Below are 15,110 nucleotides of genomic sequence, written 5' to 3'. Positions count from 1 at the left end.
GTTACAGGGCGCCCTTCGTCGAAGGCAGGATGCCGGCCGCGCGCGGGTCGCGCTCCGAGGCGTAGCGCAGGGCCCGCGCCAGCGCCTTGAACTGGCACTCGACGATGTGGTGGGCGTTGCGTCCGTAGGGCACGTGCACGTGCAGCGCGACCTGGGCCTGGGCGACGAAGGACTCCAGGATGTGCCGGGTCATCGTGGTGTCGTACTCGCCGATCATCGGCGCCATCTTCTCGGGCTCGGTGTGCACGAGGTAGGGGCGGCCGGAGAGGTCGACGGTGACCTGGGCGAGGGACTCGTCCAGCGGGACCGTGCAGTTGCCGAAGCGGTAGATGCCCACCTTGTCGCCGAGCGCCTGCTTGAAGGCGGCGCCCAGCGCGAGGGCGGTGTCCTCGATGGTGTGGTGGGAGTCGATGTGCAGGTCGCCGTCGGTCTTGACGGTCAGGTCGAACAGTCCGTGCCGGCCGAGCTGGTCGAGCATGTGGTCGTAGAAGCCGACACCGGTGGCGATGTCGGTCCTGCCGGTGCCGTCGAGGTCGATCTCGACCAGGACGGAGGTCTCCTTGGTGGTGCGCTCCACGCGCCCGACGCGGTTCATCCGCTCTGCTCCTGTTCCTTCTTGAGATCGCGCACCGCATCGAGGAACGCGTCGTTCTCGGCCGGGGTCCCCGCGGTGACCCGCAGCCATCCCGGTACGCCGTTGTCCCGGACCAGGACGCCCCGGTCGAGGATCCGGCGCCAGGCGTCGTGGGAGTCCTCGAACCGCCCGAACTGGACGAAGTTGGCGTCCGATTCGGTGACGTCGCAGCCGATCGCCCGCAGCTCGCCGACGAGCCGGTCCCGCTCGGACTTCAGCTGCTCGACGTAGCCGAGCAGCGTGTCGGTGTGTTCCAGCGCGGCCAGCGCGGTGACCTGGGTGATCGCCGAGAGGTGGTACGGCAGCCGGACGAGCTGGAGGGCGTCCACCACCGCGGGGTGCGCGGCCAGATAGCCCAGGCGCAGCCCGGCGGCGCCGAACGCCTTGGACATGGTCCGGGAGACCACCAGGTGGGGCCGGCCCTCCAGCAGCGGCAGCAGCGAGGCGCCGTGGCTGAACTCGACGTACGCCTCGTCGACGACGACCATGGTCGGCTTCACCGCCTGCGCGGCCTCGTAGAGCGCGAGGACCGTGTCGGCCGGGACCGCGTTGCCGGTGGGGTTGTTGGGGGTGGTGACGAAGACGACGTCGGGCCGGTGCTCGGCGACGGCCCTCTCGGCGGCGGCCACGTCGATGGTGAAGTCCGCGCCGCGCGGCCCGGAGATCCAGCCGGTGCCGGTGCCACGCGCGATCAGCGCGTGCATCGAGTACGAGGGCTCGAAGCCGATCGCGGTGCGGCCGGGGCCGCCGAAGGCCTGGAGGAACTGCTGGATGACCTCGTTGGAGCCGTTGGCCGCCCAGACGTTCTCCGGGCCGACGCGGTGGCCGCCGGTGCGGGTCAGGTACGTCGCCAGCTCGGTGCGCAGCTCGACCGCGTCCCGGTCCGGGTAGCGGTTGAGGCCGCGAGCCGCCTCGCGGACCCGCTCGGCGATCCGTTCGACGAGGGGTTCGGGCAGCGGGTAGGGGTTCTCGTTGGTGTTCAGCCGTACGGGGACGTCCAGCTGGGGCGCGCCGTAGGGGGACTTGCCGCGCAGCTCGTCGCGTACGGGGAGGTCGTCGATGCCGAAGTTCACTGGTCCGCCGGTACCTTCCACCCGAACCTCGCCTTGATCGCCGCGCCGTGCGCGGGCAGGTCCTCGGCCTCGGCCAGCGTCACCACGTGGTGGGCGACCTCGGCGAGGGCGTCGCGCGTGTAGTCGACGATGTGGATGCCGCGCAGGAAGGACTGCACGGACAGGCCCGAGGAGTGGCAGGCGCAGCCGCCGGTGGGCAGCACGTGGTTGGAGCCGGCCGCGTAGTCGCCGAGCGAGACGGGCGCCCAGGGGCCGATGAAGATCGCGCCGGCGTTGCGCACCCGGTCGGCGACCGCGGCGGCGTCGGCGGTCTGGATCTCCAGGTGCTCGGCGCCGTACGCGTCGACCACCTTCAGGCCCTCCGCCACGCCGTCGACCAGGACGATCGCGGACTGCCTGCCGGACAGCGCCGGGCGGATGCGGTCCTCGACGTGCTTGGTGGCGGCGACCTGGGGCGCCAGCTCCTTGTCGACCGCGTCCGCCAGCTCGGCGGAGTCGGTGACCAGGACGGCGGCGGCCAGCGGGTCGTGCTCGGCCTGGCTGATCAGGTCGGCGGCGACGTGCGCCGGGTCGGCGGTGGCGTCGGCGAGGACCGCGATCTCGGTGGGCCCGGCCTCGGCGTCGATGCCGATGCGGCCGGTGAAGTAGCGCTTGGCGGCGGCGACCCAGATGTTGCCGGGGCCGGTGACCATGTTCGCGGGCGGGCAGGACTCGGTGCCGTACGCGAACATCGCGACGGCGGTGGCGCCGCCCGCGGCGTACACCTCGTCGACGCCGAGCAGGGCGCAGGCGGCGAGGATCGTCGGGTGCGGCAGTCCGCCGAACTCGGCCTGGGCCGGGGAGGCGAGCGCGATGGACTCGACACCGGCCTCCTGCGCGGGCACCGCGTTCATGATCACCGAGGACGGGTAGACCGACCGGCCGCCGGGCGCGTAGAGCCCGACCCGCTCGACCGGGACCCACTTCTCGGTGACCGAGCCGCCGGGGACGACCTGGGTGGTGTGCGTGGTGCGGCGCTGCGCGCGGTGGACCAGACGGGCCCGGCGGATGGACTCCTCCAGGGCGGCGCGCACCGCGGGGTCCAGCTCCGCCAGGGCGTCCTTGATCGCCTGGGCCGGAACCCGCACGGATTCCAGCCGTACCCCGTCGAACTTCTCGGCGAAGTCGATCAGTGCCGCGTCCCCGCGATGATGCACGGCCTCGCAGATCGGGCGCACCTTCTCCAGGGCGGCCTGTACGTCGAAGTCGGCTCGGGGCAGCAGGTCACGCAGGGCGGGGCCCTCGGGAAGGGCGTCGCCGCGCAGATCGATTCGGGAGATCACGGTTCCAATTCTCTCAGACCGCGCTCCGGGCCCGTGCGCCCGTATCAATGGCTGATACAGAGCCCGGGAGCGCACGGTTCCGGCCTTCCGGTACAAGTCGGAAGATCCGCTTCACATTCCGCGTTCAGACCGTCACACAACGGGCATCACCGGTTGTACAAAACGACCGAACTCACGGGTAGCAGGGAAAGAAGGGAAGAAACGTGACCGAGGGGACCGGCGGCCGTGCCGGGGACCTGCCGGACGACCTGACCGACGTCGAGGCCGGGATGTGGCAGGCCTTCCGCAACGGCAGCGTGTACGACCTGCGCGGCGGCGACGCGGCGGTGGACGACCCGCACGGACTGCACCCGTGGGGGCCGCAGCGGAGCGTACGCGCCCGGGTGGTCTGCTGGCTGCTGCTGGACGGACCGCCCGCGCTCGCCGGGCGTGTCTCCTCCCTGAAGCTGACCGGACTGCGCATCACCGGCACGCTGGATCTGGCCGGGGGCACGGTGGTGCCCTACGTCGAGATGATGGGCTGCCGCTTCGAGAACGAGGTGCTGCTGCCCGAGGCCCGCTTCACCACCGTGCGCCTGGTGGACTGCGCGGTGCCGCGCCTGGAGGCGGCGCGGGTGCACACCGAGGGCGATCTGCACCTGCCCCGCTGCCGCTTCCTGGCCGGTGTCCGGCTCACCGACGCGCGCATCGGCACGGACCTGCTGCTCAACCAGGCCAGCGTGCACCACGACCGCGCCGGGCGGTCGATCGCCGCCGACGGGCTCACCGTCGGCCAGGACCTCCAGGCCGAGATGCTCCAGGCGCACGGCGAGGTGAGCCTGCGCAGCGCGAAGATAGGCGCCTCGCTGAGCCTGCGCGGCGCCCGGCTGGCCGGCCCGTACACGCGCTTCGCGCTGAACGCGCCGCAGCTGACGGTCGGGCGCACCCTGTACCTGACCCCGGCCGCCCTCGGCTCCCCGCTGCTGAGCGGGGTCACCCCGGCGCGCGGGACACGGATCCAGCACTTCGAGTGCCAGGGCGGGGTGCGGCTGGACGACGGGCGCTTCGGCGAGGCCGTCGACCTGGAGGGCGCGCGGTTCGCCCTCACCGACGAGCAGGCGCTGTCGCTGCGCCGGGTGCAGGCGCCCGAGCTGCGCTTCCTCGGGGAGCGGCTGCCGCGCGGCCAGGTGGTGCTGTCCGGGGCGCGGATCTCCACCCTCGTCGACCGGGCGGCCGGCTGGCCGGGACCCGGCTGTCTGCACATGGGCGGCTTCGTCTACGAGAACCTCGTGCCGCGCGGCCCGTTCCCGCTGGCCGAGCGCCTCGGCTGGGTGGCGGCGGCGACCGCCGAGTACAACCCGGAGCCGTACGAGCGGCTGGCCGCGGTGCTGCGCGAGGCCGGGGAGGACGAGGACGCGCGCGAGGTGCTGCTCGCCAAGCACCGCCGCCGCCGCGAGACGCTGCCGCCCGCGGCCAGGCTCTGGGGCTATGTGCAGGACGGGACCGTGGCCTACGGCTACCGGCCCGGCCGGGCCGCGGTGTGGATGGCGGTGCTGTGGGCGGCGGGCTCGCTCGCCTTCGCGCACGCGGGCCGGCCCGCGGCCGGGGCCGGGGCGGGCGCGGGCGACCACCCGCCGTGGAACCCGGCGCTGTACGCGCTCGACCTGCTGCTCCCGGTCGTGGACTTCGGCCAGGTCAGCCAGTGGCAGCTCAGCGGCGGCTGGCAGTGGCTCGCGGCGGCGATGGTCATGGCGGGCTGGACCCTGGCCACCACGGTGGCCGCGGGCGCGACGCGGCTGCTGCGCCGCAGCTGAGGCCGCCGGGGCCGCTGAGGCCGCTAAGGCCGCCGGGGCCGCCGCGCCGGTCCGCCCTCCCCCGTCTCCGGTCCTCCGTTCTCCGGTGCCTGGCCCCTGGCCCCTGGCCCCTGGGGTCCCTGACCCCCGGCCCCGCCGCTGTCCCCGGTTCCGGCGTTGTCCCAGGTCCCGGCGCGCCGGTCCGTGCGCCGCCGTCCGAATGTCCGGACGGCGTCCGAACACCTGACGGTCAGTCACCTCTTTACCCGACCTTGACCGGCTGCCGTACAACTTTCACCGGCTTCCCCCAACCCTCTGGCGCGTCCGCGACCTGCGTCTTTCAATGGTCGACACCATGGCTCTGCTGCCCCCCTTCATCCGCCCCGCCCGGATGCCGCGAAGCGGGCGCCCCGCCGCCGGGGCCGCCCCCGCCACCGGACTGCCCGCCGACGACGAGGTGCTTCTCGACGCGCCCGACGAACGCCTCGGCCCGGTCCTGGTCGCCGCCGCCCGCGGCGCGTACGGACCCGCCGCCGCTCTGCTCGCCGGTACCCGGGAGCGCGCCGAGTGGGAGGACCGCGACCGCTACGCGCGTCATCTGGCCGCGTTCGCGCGCTCGCGCGGCGAGTGGCTGGACGCCTGGGGCGCCGCCGCCCCCGACGACCCGGACGCGCTGCTGGTCGCCGCCCAGCTCGCGGTGGACCGCGCCTGGCCCTCACCGGCCCGCGCCGATCTGCTGCGCGAGGTCAGCCCGCTGATCACCGCCGCGGCCCGCGCCGACGACCGGGACCCGGTGCCCTGGCGGGTCGCCCTCGACCACGCGCGCGGCAGCCGCGCCGGGCACCGGTACTTCGGCGAGCTGTGGGAGGCGGCCGTGCGCCGCGCACCGCACCACCACGGCTGCCATGTGGCCGCCCTGCGCTATCTGGCCGCCCACGGCCCGCACGGCGCGCACCGCGAGTGCTTCGACTTCGCCGATCGGGCCGCCCAGGACGCCCCCGCGCACGCCCTGGTGCAGGGCCTGCCGCTCCGGGCCGCCCTCGCCTGCCTGGCCGCCGGGCGCGGGGCCGAGGTGGGGCGGGCCCGGCTGGACGCGGCGGCGGACCGGGCCATCGCGCTGTCCGCGCTGCTCCCGGCGACGGCGCCCGCACCGGCGGAACTGCGCAATCTGCTGACGTACGTCCTGGTCCGGCTGGGCCGCCACCGGGACGCGCTGGCGCAGTTGCGGCTCATCGGCCCCTACGCCACCTCCTTCCCCTGGGACCGGGTGTCCGACGATCCGCTCGGACTGTTCCTGGAACTGCGCGCCGACGTCCGCTCGATGCCCCTGCCGGGCGCCCCGAGCGCCCCGGGCGGCGCCGGAACCGGGCGCGGCGGACGGGCCGGATCGCGGGACCATTAGGCTTTTGCGCCGTGACCACCGTCCGGCTTCCGCTCTTCCCCCTGAACTCGGTGCTGTTCCCGGGACTGGTGCTGCCTCTGAACGTGTTCGAGGAGCGCTACCGCGCCATGCTGCGCACCCTGCTCAAGACTCCCGAGGACGAGCCGCGCCGGTTCGCCGTCGTGGCGATCCGCGACGGCCACGAGGTGGCGCCCAGCGCCCCCGGCCTGCCGGATCCGACCGCCGTGCCCGAGCGCGGCCCCACGGCCGGCTTCGGGCCCGACCCCGTCAAGGCGTTCCACGGCGTGGGCTGTGTGGCGGACGCGGCGACGATACGGGAGCGCTCCGACGGCAGCTTCGAGGTGCTGGCCACCGGCACCACCCGGGTGCGGCTGCTGTCGGTGGACGCCTCGGGGCCCTTCCTCACCGCCGAGCTGGAGGAGCTGCCCGAGGAGCCGGGCGACGAGGCGGGCGCCCTGGCCGAGGGGGTACTGCGGTCCTTCCGGCAGTACCAGAAGCGGCTCGCCGGGGCGCGCGAGCGCTCCCTGGCCACGGGCGCGGAACTCCCGGACGAGCCGAGCGTGGTGTCGTACCTGGTGGCGGCGGCCATGGTGCTGGACACCCCGACCCGGCAGCGGCTGCTCCAGGCCCCGGACACCTCCTCGCGGCTGCGCGACGAGCTGCGGCTGCTGCGCTCGGAGACGTCGATCATCCGCAGCCTGCCGTCGCTCCCGGCCCCGGAGCTGACCCGCGGTCCGACCAGCTTCAACTGACACCGAGACACGGCACGCCGAGCAGGCCGAGCAGAAAGAGCAGCGCCCGATGGCGAAGAAGGCGAAGAAGCAGCAGGCGGGCGGGACGCCCGCGACGGTGGCGCTGACCGCGGCGGGCGTGGCCCACACCGTGCACTCCTACGACCACGATCCCGCCCACCCCTCCTACGGCGAGGAGGCCGCCGAGGCGATGGGGGTCTCGCCGGAGCGGGTGTTCAAGACGCTGGTCGCGGACGTCGACGGCGCGCTGACGGTGGCCGTGGTCCCGGTCGCGGGCTCGCTCGATCTGAAGGCCCTGGCGTCGGCGGTCGGCGGCAAGCGCGCGGCGATGGCCGACCCGGCCCTCGCGGAGCGCACCACGGGGTATGTCCGCGGCGGCATCAGCCCGCTGGGCCAGCGCAAGCGGCTGCCCACCGTCCTGGACGCCTCGGCCACGGCCCATGGCACGATCTGCGTCTCGGCCGGGCGGCGCGGCCTGGAGGTCGAACTCGCCCCGGCGGACCTGTCCCGCCTGACCGGGGCGGTCCTGGCGCCGATCGGCCGCCCCTGACCACCACTCCCCCGCTCCGGGCTCCCGGCCCTGCTCCCTGCCCCGCTCCCTGCCCTGCTTCGGTGAGCCGGGCCCGGCCGCCCGGCAGGTGATTCCGGGTAGGCGCCCCGGCGCGGACGGAGCGCCGGACCGCGAACCGCCGTCCCGGCTCCCGGTCCCGCCGCACCTGCTCCCGGCTCCGCCGAGGCGGCCCGAGATCCGGCCGTCCACCGGGGCAGCCGCGGTGCCGGTGCGGCACTGACCGGTGCTGGCAGTCCGGTGGGCGGCTACGGCGAATGCGGCGCCGGGGGCACCGGCCCGGGTCCGGACGTCCGGCCGGTGGCCCCCGGCTCGGGCGGAAGGCGGATCGCGGACCACCCCCGCCGAGCCCACGGACCCCGACCACAGGGGACACCCCAGGTGACGGAAGAACGCCGCTACGGGCGTCGGCGAGCAGGGCGACGCCCGCCGTCCCGGCTCCGCCGAGCCCGCCTGGGGTCCGGCCGTCCAGCGGGGCGGCTGCGGTGGCACTGGCGGTACCGGCACCGGACCGGGGTCGGTCGGCCGGACGGACCGGCTACGGCGTCGGCGGGGCGCTCTCCTGCGGGCCCTGCGCCGGATCACCGGCCGGGCCCTGGGCCGGTGTCTGCGCGTACGGGTCGGGGTCGCGCAGGCCGAACAGGGCCGTCACCGCCAGATGCATCACCAGCGCGGCCAGCGGCCAGGCCAGCAGGGCGCCCTTGGCGCCGAGGCGGAGCGGGGCCGAGAAGGTCTTGCCCTGGCCCACGGCCCTGGCGTGCGCGACGATGTCCTGCTGGGGGCCGAGCCACACGCCGAGCCGCCAGGCGAGCAGCGAGCCGAGGAGCCCGCCGAGGCAGAGGGCCACCACCAGGGGCACTCCCCCGCGCCTGCGCAGCAGGAAGACGACCGCGGCGCTCAGCACACCGAGCCCGACGGCGAGCAGCGTGAACGTTCCGTCGACGCCGATCGCCTGTTCGCCCTCGACGTCCTTGAGGTAGACGGCCCAGCTGTTCTGGGTGACGGTCCCGACCAGGGGCACCCGCGGGGCCAGCCACAGCCACAGCAGGCCCAGCAGTACGCCGCCGAGCGCCACGGCCACCGTGACCACGGCGGCCTCCCGCAGCTCGGCCCGTATCCCGGGGCCGTCCTGTGTGTACAACGAGCCCTCCGTCCCCGCTCCGCTCCCCGGTGCCCGCCAGGTGCGCGCGTACTCCTGCTCCTCCGCGCTCGGCCCGTCCTGCGGCGCGGGCCCGGACGGCTGCGGCGCCGGGGGCCCGGCGGCCTCGCCGGACGGGGACGACGGAGACGACGGGGCGGGCCGCCGGTTCGGCGGCGTGGGGGGAGTCAACGGAGCGCTCACCCTGTCATCGTGCCAGGTGACTCTGTGGGCCGCGTCACCGGACGGCCGCCCGGCGGTAGGCCCAGGTCGCCACGGCCAGCGAGATCACGCCGACCCCGGCGCACACGGCCATGTCGATGCCGACCCACGCCCAGTCGGGATGGTCGGCGAAGCTGCGGGTGTACGCCTCCACGCCGTAGGTCGACGGCAGCAGGGCGCGCGCGAGCCGGATCAGCTCCGGCATCCGCTCGGGCGGCAGCACACCGAGCAGCAGCGCCGCCGACATGCCCAACTGGCCCAGCAGCGTGGCCAGTTCCTGGCGGGCCGCGAGCAGCCCGCAGGCGGCGCCGAGCCCCGAGAGGGCCGCGCCCGCGAGCGGGATCACCGCCACGAGCACCCACAGGTTGCCCAGCGGCAGCCCGAACAGCGCGCATCCGAAGACCGCCGTCACCAGCGTCCCCGGCACCGTGAAGGACGCGTACGCCGCCGCCGCGCCGAGCACCACGGCCGCGGGCGGTACCGGCAGCGTCGCGTAGTGGTCGAGCCCGCCGCTGGCGCGCAGCTGGCCGAAGTACTGCGCGAGCAGGTTGAGCGCGACATAGGCGACGACGACGATCGACGCGCCCGCCACCACCGACCGGGCCTCGCCGCCGCCGCTGACCACGCCCCGCATCATGACCATGATGCCGACGGACTGGAAGGTCGCCACGAACAGCAGCGGGATCCGGGCCACCCGTGCCCGGGACAGCTGGGCCCGGTAGACGGCCGCGAGGGAGGGCCACAGCCGGGCCCGCGGCGCGAGCTCGGCGACCGCCGTCCGCCGCGCGGGGCCGGTGTCCTGCGCGGCCGGCACGGCGGCCGGCACATCGGCGGATACGACACTCACGTGGAACTGCTCCTTATCGCTTTCCGCTCCGCGGCGTGGTCCGGCCCGGTCATGCCTTGACCAGCCCCTGCCGGGCGGCGCCGCCCAGCGCCAGGTAGACGTCCTCCAGGCTGGGCGTGGTGAGGGTGAAGTCGTCCAGGGCGGCGAAGGCGGCTCCGCCGGTGACCGTGGCGACGACGGCGCGGGCCTCCTCGGGCGCGAGCCGCAGCGTCCAGCGGCGCCCCGAGCGGGCGGCCCGGTCCTGGAGGGCCGCGACCTCCGGGACCTCCAGCGGGGCGCGCTCGCGCCACACCAGTTCGACCCGCACCTCTCCGGAGACCCGTTCCTTGAGGCCGGTCGGGGTGTCGCAGGCGATGACCCGCCCCCGGTCCAGGACGGCGACCCGGTCCAGGACGGTCTCGGCCTCGATGACGTTGTGGGTGACCAGCAGCACGGTCGTGCCGTGCTCGGCGCGGCGCCGGTCCACGGCGGACCACACCGCGCGCCGCGCCACCGGGTCCATGCCGGTGGTGGGTTCGTCGAGCACGAGCAGCGGGCGCTCGCCGACCAGCGCGGCGGCGAAGCAGGCCAGACGGCGCTGGCCGCCGGAGAGCTTCTTGAGCGGGCGCCCGGCGATCGGGGTGAGGCCCAGCTCGCCGAGGACGGCGTCCCGCTCGGCCCGCGCCCGCCGGACGTCCAGGCCGCGCAGCCGGCCGGTGGTCTCGGCGGCGAGCGAGACGGTCAGCTCGTCCAGGGCGGTGGACTCCTGGCCGAGGTAGGCGAGGATACGGGCGGCCCGCTCGGGGTGCGCCACGATGTCGTGGCCGAGGATCTCCACGCTGCCGGTGTCGGGGCGCATCAGTCCGGTGAGCTGCCGCACCAGGGTGGACTTGCCGGCGCCGTTCGGGCCGAGCAGCCCGAAGATCTCGCCGCGCCGCACCTGGAGCCCGATGTCGTCGGTGGCCCGCACCTCGGGAGTGGCCGGGGTGCCGCGGCGGCCCCGGACGGCGGGATAGGTCTTGGTCAGTCCGCGCACCGCGCACACGACGTCGTCCGTGTGCCGAAGTCCGGGTGCCGCGCGCGTACTCACAAGGGTCTACCCTACAGGCCGTCTTTTGGCGTCCACAGGCGTCCAGGGTTTACGTGCCTTCCCAGGTCAGCACCGTATTTTCCATACAGTCCCCCAACAATCCGCGAGAGCGGCGTGAGACGGCGAAGCCCCGGCCGGGGCTTCGCCCTCCCCTGGGTCAGCTCCGTTCCCCGTCCTCCGGCTCGCCACCGCCGGGAGCGGCGTCCGAGGCTTCACCGGCTGTGGCGGGGTCGTGAGTGGTTCTGACCTGTAGCCACCCGTTCGTACCGAACAACTCGATCAACTGCGACAGGTGGGCACGGGCCATGCTGCGGCCGGGCATCTCTTCGGTAGTCACCCGCGCCCCTCCAGGTCCGCCCACACCTGCTTGCCCCACGGCAGCGGGTCGGTTCCCCAGTCCGCCGCCAACTTCTCCACGAGCGCGAGGCCACGCCCGCCCTCGTCCTCGGGACCCGAGTCCCTACGTACGGGGTATCGCTGGGAGAAGTCCACGACAGCGACACGCACCCGGCCCCCTTCGGGCCGATCGACCGTGATCCGGATGGATTCCCTCCGGGCGTGCTGCACGGCGTTCGTCACCAGTTCGGTGACGATCAGGGCCCCGTCGTCGGCCAACTCATCCAGGCCCCAGACGGATAAGGCGACCCGGACCAGGCGGCGCGCGGTGGCGGCGCTTCCGGGCTCGCGCGGCAGGGTCTCGCTGTACCCGGGGCGCCCGGTCGGGCGCGGAGAGGCAGCCATGATCACCGGACACGCTCCCCCGACCTGTGCCCCCGGCCCGGGGCTCTGCGAGGCGGGGGCGGACAGACGGCGCGGAGTACGAAAGGGGTCATGGTCTCAACCGTGACGACACCGCTCCGCCGGTTCAATGACAGTCTGGCGTGCCGTCAGCCCGAAGTATCAAAGGCGTAGTTCAGAGCGGTAGACCCACCAGGTCGGCAAGTTGACGCGTCTCGGTGGTGAGGGTGCGCCGACGGGCGATCGTGTCGGCCAGCGTGTCGCGGGCATAAGGCTGCTCTGCGATCCATTCCGGGGCCTCGGCCGCGACCTCCCCGAGCACTTCGAGCGCGCGTCCGTGCTGACGCGTCATGGTGTACGCCTTCGCCACATCGAGCCTGTGACGGTGATACTCGGATCCGGTGCCGCCCTTCAGCCGGGGGGCGATCTCCAGCACCTCGTCCGGCCGGTCCGTCACGACACCCTGTTCGGCGGCCTTGTACGCCACCGTGGCGGGCCCCCAGGTGGCGATCCGTACGTCCCCGTGCCGGAGCGGCCCCGTGGCGACGGCCGCCGACCGGGCGAGGCGCAGCATGTCGGCGGCCTCCCCTCCCCGGTTGTCCCGGAGGGCTGCCGCGTGTCCCTGGATCAGCAGCCACCCCCAGGCGGCGATCTCTTCGGCGGTCGCCCGGGACATGCGGGGTTCGGCGTCGTCCGCCCACTTCACCGCCATGGCGCGAGCAGCGTCGAACCGTCCCTGCCTCACCAGCAGCCATGTCCAGGTGGTGACGACGCTTGCGGCCCGCAGTCGGTCCGGGGCCTCGTCCAGGGCGCGGCGCAGCGCGGTCTCGGCCGCGGCGAACTGCCGGGCTCCGGTCAGGGTCGATCCGGCGATCTGGAGCAACTGCGCGCGGGCCGCCCGTGCGGCCGGGGAGTCCCCGAGGGCTTCGGCGTCCCGCAGCAGCGGCACCAAGAGGTCCACAGACTCTCGCATCCGCTTCCCGAAGTGGGCGGCCCTGACGGCCTCCAGTCCCGCCAGGACGCTCCGGGTCGTCGGCTCCTCGTCGGGCTGCTCTGCGGGGCGTTCAACGGCGCGCTGAAGGGCTTGCCACGGCTCGGGCGCAGGATGAGGCTCAGCGGCGGCACGCGCCACCAGCGTGGTGGTGGGCACCCGGAGGGCGGCGGCCAGCTTCCGCGCGGTCTCCATGCGAGTGTCGGCCACCACGCCCTGTTCCAGCTTGGTGATCAGCGAGTGGCTGACCTTCGATGCTCGCGCCAGTTCGCGCTGCGAGAGACCGCGCCGCTTGCGGATCTCCCGTAGCCGGTCTCCGAGGCCGTGTTCATCGGACATGGGTCCTCCTTCGGTGCTCCCTCCGACGGTACCCAGGCAGCTCGGTTCTGCGGTAACTACGGGATGCCGTTTGCTCGCTCGTGAGAACCGTGCCGCCTCACTGGGTCCGCGTACAGCGCTCGAAGGTGGCTGCTCAAGCGGTGCTGGAGCGAGTCCAGCGCCGTACGAGCCGCTGCCGCGTCCTGGTTCGGCTCTTCGGCCACTCCAGCACGCCGTGACCTGTTCCGGCCATGCCTCGAAGGAGACCGGCCATCACGTCCGGTGCCTACCTCCGCCGCTCCGGCGTCAGCTCCATGGCGTCCGACGCCCGGTTCATCGCAGCGAAGCAAGACCGTGCGGAGCAGACACAGGAGACGAGCTGGGGGCGCCCGTGAACACGCGGGCCCTCCGGGAGCAGACGTACGGTTCACGAAGCGCCCCGCGCTTCGCCCTGTCCGGCTCTACGACGCGCGGCACTCGCGCCTCAAAGCACTGGCTGTGGCGGGCGTGCGGACATCGTGCCGGCCCCGGGCCCCGGGTCAGTCGCCCGCCGGGGCGTGCTCGGCGTCCGTCCGGACGTCGATCTCGCGCCAGAACCCGGCCCGGATGGCATACCGGTCGTGCTCGTCGATCTGGTCGTCCTTGTGGGCGAGCAGCCCGAACCGGGCGGCGTAGCGCAGCAGCTCGCCGTCGACGCGGTGCGGCACCCGCGGGTACATCGACGACAGCTTCTGGAGATGGACCTGGTCGCCGAGGCGCTCCACCCAGCGGCGGGCGAACACCTGTCCGACTTCGTACGGGTCGCCGCCGACGGTCGTGATGTCCTCCTCGCGGTCCGCCCAGCGCTGCTCGGCCGTGGTGAGCTGGGCGAGGGTGGGCATGGAGGCGGCCTCGGGCGGTTCGGTGGCCGTGCCGGGGCGGTCCACCCAGCCCTTGTCGGAGGACCAGCGCAGGGTCGCGGTGGCCGGCTGCCGGTCGGCGCCCTGGGCACCGGGGGCGCGCAGGGCGGCGAGGTCCTTGGGGGTGGGGACGCCCTTGGCCGCGGGCAGCCGCTCCTCGGCGGCGGCGCGCTCGCCGGCGTCGGCCGGATGGCGCGGGCGGTCGGCGGGGCGCTCGCGGGACGCGGAGAGGCCGGACTCGGGCAGCGGCGCGGAGAGGATCGCGGCGATCTCGGGCCGGGGCACCGGCGGCGGGGCGCACACGCCGCCCGCCTCCTTGGCGCGGACCGCCTTGGTGATCCAGGTGCGGTCCAGGACCCGGCGCTCGTCGGCCTCGGCGACCAGGTCCTCGGACTGGTTGTAGTCGCCGTCGGCGGCCTGTACGGCCCACAGGTGGACGGCGACGCCGTGCTCCTTGGCGGCCATCATGCCGGGCAGCAGGTCGCCGTCGCCGGTGACCAGTACCACGTCCGAGCAGGCGCGGTTGCGGGCCAGTTCGGTCAGCTCTGCGTGCATGGCGGCGTCCACGCCCTTCTGCGCCCAGCGCCCGTCGCTGCGGGTGAGCGCGCCGAGCCGGACGGTGACCCGGGGCATCACGCGCAGCCTGCGGTGCTCGGGCTGCGGGACGCGGTCGGGGGCGCCGTCGAACCAGTAGATGCGCAGCAGCGGACGCTCGGTCTCCGACTCGGCCTGCTCGCGCAGCCCCTGGATCAGGGCGGCATGGTCGACCGTGATCCGGGACCGCGACGGCTCACCGGCGAGGAGGCTCGCGGCGGCCCCCAGCAGATACCCGGCGTCCACCAGGACGATGCAGCGGTCCACGCGATCCACCCTCTTTCCGGGGAGGTTGCTCAGGGAGGTGCTTCGGGCTTGTTTCGAGTCTGCCCGACCACGACGGGGTTAACGGCCCGAACTCGATCTTCGGCGTGGCGTTTCGGGGGACCGCGGTCCGATGCCCCTTGTTACATACGGTAATTATCCGACATGCGTTCATTGTCGCCATATGTGAATCTGGTCGCGGCCCTGGCCCCTAGACCCCCTTCAGGAGGCTGATCACCATGGCCAAGAACCGCAAGCAGGACCGCGGCAAGCAGAAGGCGTCCGTGGGCGCGGGCGGCCCGCGGGAGTCGGAGCACTCGGTGTCGGAACCGCAGTCCGAGCACCACGCGCCGCAGCTGAGTCCGACCGAGGTGGCCCGCAAGGGCCGGCAGAAGCGCTTCGGCCACAACTGAGACCGGCGCGAGGGCCGTTGACCGGGCCCTGGCACCCGCGAGGGGCGTACCCGATGCACACGGGAACGCCCCTCGTCGTCGGCCGGGCCGCCGG

Annotated in this window: 14 protein-coding genes; 5 read left to right on the top strand and 9 right to left on the bottom strand. The window is 74.2% G+C overall.

Annotated elements, in window-relative coordinates; translation table 11 throughout:
- Position 1 precedes the first annotated feature (1 nt).
- From hisB to hisD, 3 genes are read right to left on the bottom strand one after another with little or no spacing between them, the layout of a single operon-like run.
- On the bottom strand, positions 2-595 hold the full coding sequence (gene hisB, locus B086_RS0116410; protein ID WP_018567512.1) for an imidazoleglycerol-phosphate dehydratase HisB: 594 nt from the start codon (positions 593-595) through the stop codon (positions 2-4).
- The gene (locus B086_RS0116405; protein ID WP_018567511.1) at positions 592-1,707 is read right to left on the bottom strand and encodes a histidinol-phosphate transaminase; all 1,116 of its coding nucleotides are present in this window, start codon (positions 1,705-1,707) and stop codon (positions 592-594) included. Before B086_RS0116405 ends, hisB begins: the two co-directional genes overlap by 4 nt.
- Positions 1,704-3,029, bottom strand: coding sequence for a histidinol dehydrogenase (gene hisD, locus B086_RS0116400; protein ID WP_018567510.1), 1,326 nt, complete (start codon positions 3,027-3,029; stop codon positions 1,704-1,706). Before hisD ends, B086_RS0116405 begins: the two co-directional genes overlap by 4 nt.
- Positions 3,030-3,232: 203 nt before the next feature.
- Here hisD and B086_RS0116395 point away from each other — a divergent pair, with 203 nt between their 5' ends.
- From B086_RS0116395 to ybaK, 4 genes are all read left to right on the top strand, one after another.
- Positions 3,233-4,822 carry an oxidoreductase gene (locus B086_RS0116395; RefSeq protein WP_018567509.1) on the top strand — a complete coding sequence of 530 codons (1,590 nt, stop codon included), beginning with the start codon at positions 3,233-3,235 and terminating at the stop codon, positions 4,820-4,822.
- A 322-nt stretch (positions 4,823-5,144) separates the two neighbouring features.
- Positions 5,145-6,203: a hypothetical protein gene (locus tag B086_RS0116390; protein ID WP_018567508.1), complete on the top strand. Its 1,059-nt coding sequence runs from the start codon at positions 5,145-5,147 to the stop codon at positions 6,201-6,203.
- Positions 6,204-6,214: 11 nt separating this feature from the next.
- On the top strand, positions 6,215-6,955 hold the full coding sequence (locus B086_RS0116385) for an LON peptidase substrate-binding domain-containing protein (RefSeq protein WP_018567507.1): 741 nt from the start codon (positions 6,215-6,217) through the stop codon (positions 6,953-6,955).
- Positions 6,956-7,004: 49 nt separating this feature from the next.
- Positions 7,005-7,505, top strand: a complete 501-nt coding sequence (ybaK, locus tag B086_RS0116380) for a Cys-tRNA(Pro) deacylase (protein ID WP_018567506.1) — start codon at positions 7,005-7,007, stop codon at positions 7,503-7,505.
- Positions 7,506-8,061: 556 nt separating this feature from the next.
- Here ybaK and B086_RS40115 read toward each other — a convergent pair.
- The 6 genes from B086_RS40115 to B086_RS0116345 all read right to left on the bottom strand — a co-directional run bounded on the left by B086_RS40115 (position 8,062) and on the right by B086_RS0116345 (position 14,606).
- Positions 8,062-8,865, bottom strand: coding sequence for a DUF2567 domain-containing protein (locus B086_RS40115; protein WP_086024227.1), 804 nt, complete (start codon positions 8,863-8,865; stop codon positions 8,062-8,064).
- 34 nt (positions 8,866-8,899) lie between these two features.
- On the bottom strand, positions 8,900-9,730 hold the full coding sequence (locus B086_RS0116370; RefSeq protein WP_026252491.1) for an ABC transporter permease: 831 nt from the start codon (positions 9,728-9,730) through the stop codon (positions 8,900-8,902).
- 49 nt (positions 9,731-9,779) lie between these two features.
- Positions 9,780-10,754 carry an ABC transporter ATP-binding protein gene (locus tag B086_RS0116365; protein ID WP_018567503.1) on the bottom strand — a complete coding sequence of 325 codons (975 nt, stop codon included), beginning with the start codon at positions 10,752-10,754 and terminating at the stop codon, positions 9,780-9,782.
- A 378-nt stretch (positions 10,755-11,132) separates the two neighbouring features.
- Positions 11,133-11,540: an ATP-binding protein gene (locus tag B086_RS0116355; RefSeq protein ID WP_037873610.1), complete on the bottom strand. Its 408-nt coding sequence runs from the start codon at positions 11,538-11,540 to the stop codon at positions 11,133-11,135.
- Positions 11,541-11,712: 172 nt separating this feature from the next.
- Positions 11,713-12,867, bottom strand: coding sequence for a helix-turn-helix domain-containing protein (locus B086_RS0116350; RefSeq protein ID WP_018567500.1), 1,155 nt, complete (start codon positions 12,865-12,867; stop codon positions 11,713-11,715).
- A 518-nt stretch (positions 12,868-13,385) separates the two neighbouring features.
- Entirely contained in the window at positions 13,386-14,606 is a 1,221-nt protein-coding gene (locus B086_RS0116345) for an NYN domain-containing protein (protein WP_018567499.1), read from the bottom strand.
- Positions 14,607-14,842: 236 nt separating this feature from the next.
- Between B086_RS0116345 and B086_RS45000 the strand changes: the two genes are divergently transcribed.
- On the top strand, positions 14,843-15,016 hold the full coding sequence (locus B086_RS45000) for a hypothetical protein (RefSeq protein ID WP_018567498.1): 174 nt from the start codon (positions 14,843-14,845) through the stop codon (positions 15,014-15,016).
- The last annotated feature ends 94 nt before the right edge of the window (positions 15,017-15,110 follow it).

Origin of the sequence: Streptomyces sp. PsTaAH-124 (genome assembly GCF_000373685.1) — a bacterium.
Taxonomy (GTDB): domain Bacteria; phylum Actinomycetota; class Actinomycetes; order Streptomycetales; family Streptomycetaceae; genus Streptomyces; species Streptomyces andamanensis.
The sequence above is the reverse complement of the archived record's forward strand: the minus strand, read 5'-3'. Positions and strand labels throughout refer to the sequence as shown.

Excerpts from the sequence above, each read along its gene's own strand:
- hisB (WP_018567512.1), bottom strand. The coding sequence starts at position 595 with ATGAACCGCGTCGGGCGCGTGGAGCGCACCACCAAGGAGACCTCCGTC.
- B086_RS0116390 (WP_018567508.1), top strand. The coding sequence starts at position 5,145 with ATGGTCGACACCATGGCTCTGCTGCCCCCCTTCATCCGCCCCGCCCGG.
- ybaK (WP_018567506.1), top strand. The coding sequence starts at position 7,005 with ATGGCGAAGAAGGCGAAGAAGCAGCAGGCGGGCGGGACGCCCGCGACG.
- B086_RS0116355 (WP_037873610.1), bottom strand. The coding sequence starts at position 11,540 with ATGGCTGCCTCTCCGCGCCCGACCGGGCGCCCCGGGTACAGCGAGACC.
- B086_RS0116350 (WP_018567500.1), bottom strand. The coding sequence starts at position 12,867 with ATGTCCGATGAACACGGCCTCGGAGACCGGCTACGGGAGATCCGCAAG.
- B086_RS45000 (WP_018567498.1), top strand. The coding sequence starts at position 14,843 with ATGGCCAAGAACCGCAAGCAGGACCGCGGCAAGCAGAAGGCGTCCGTG.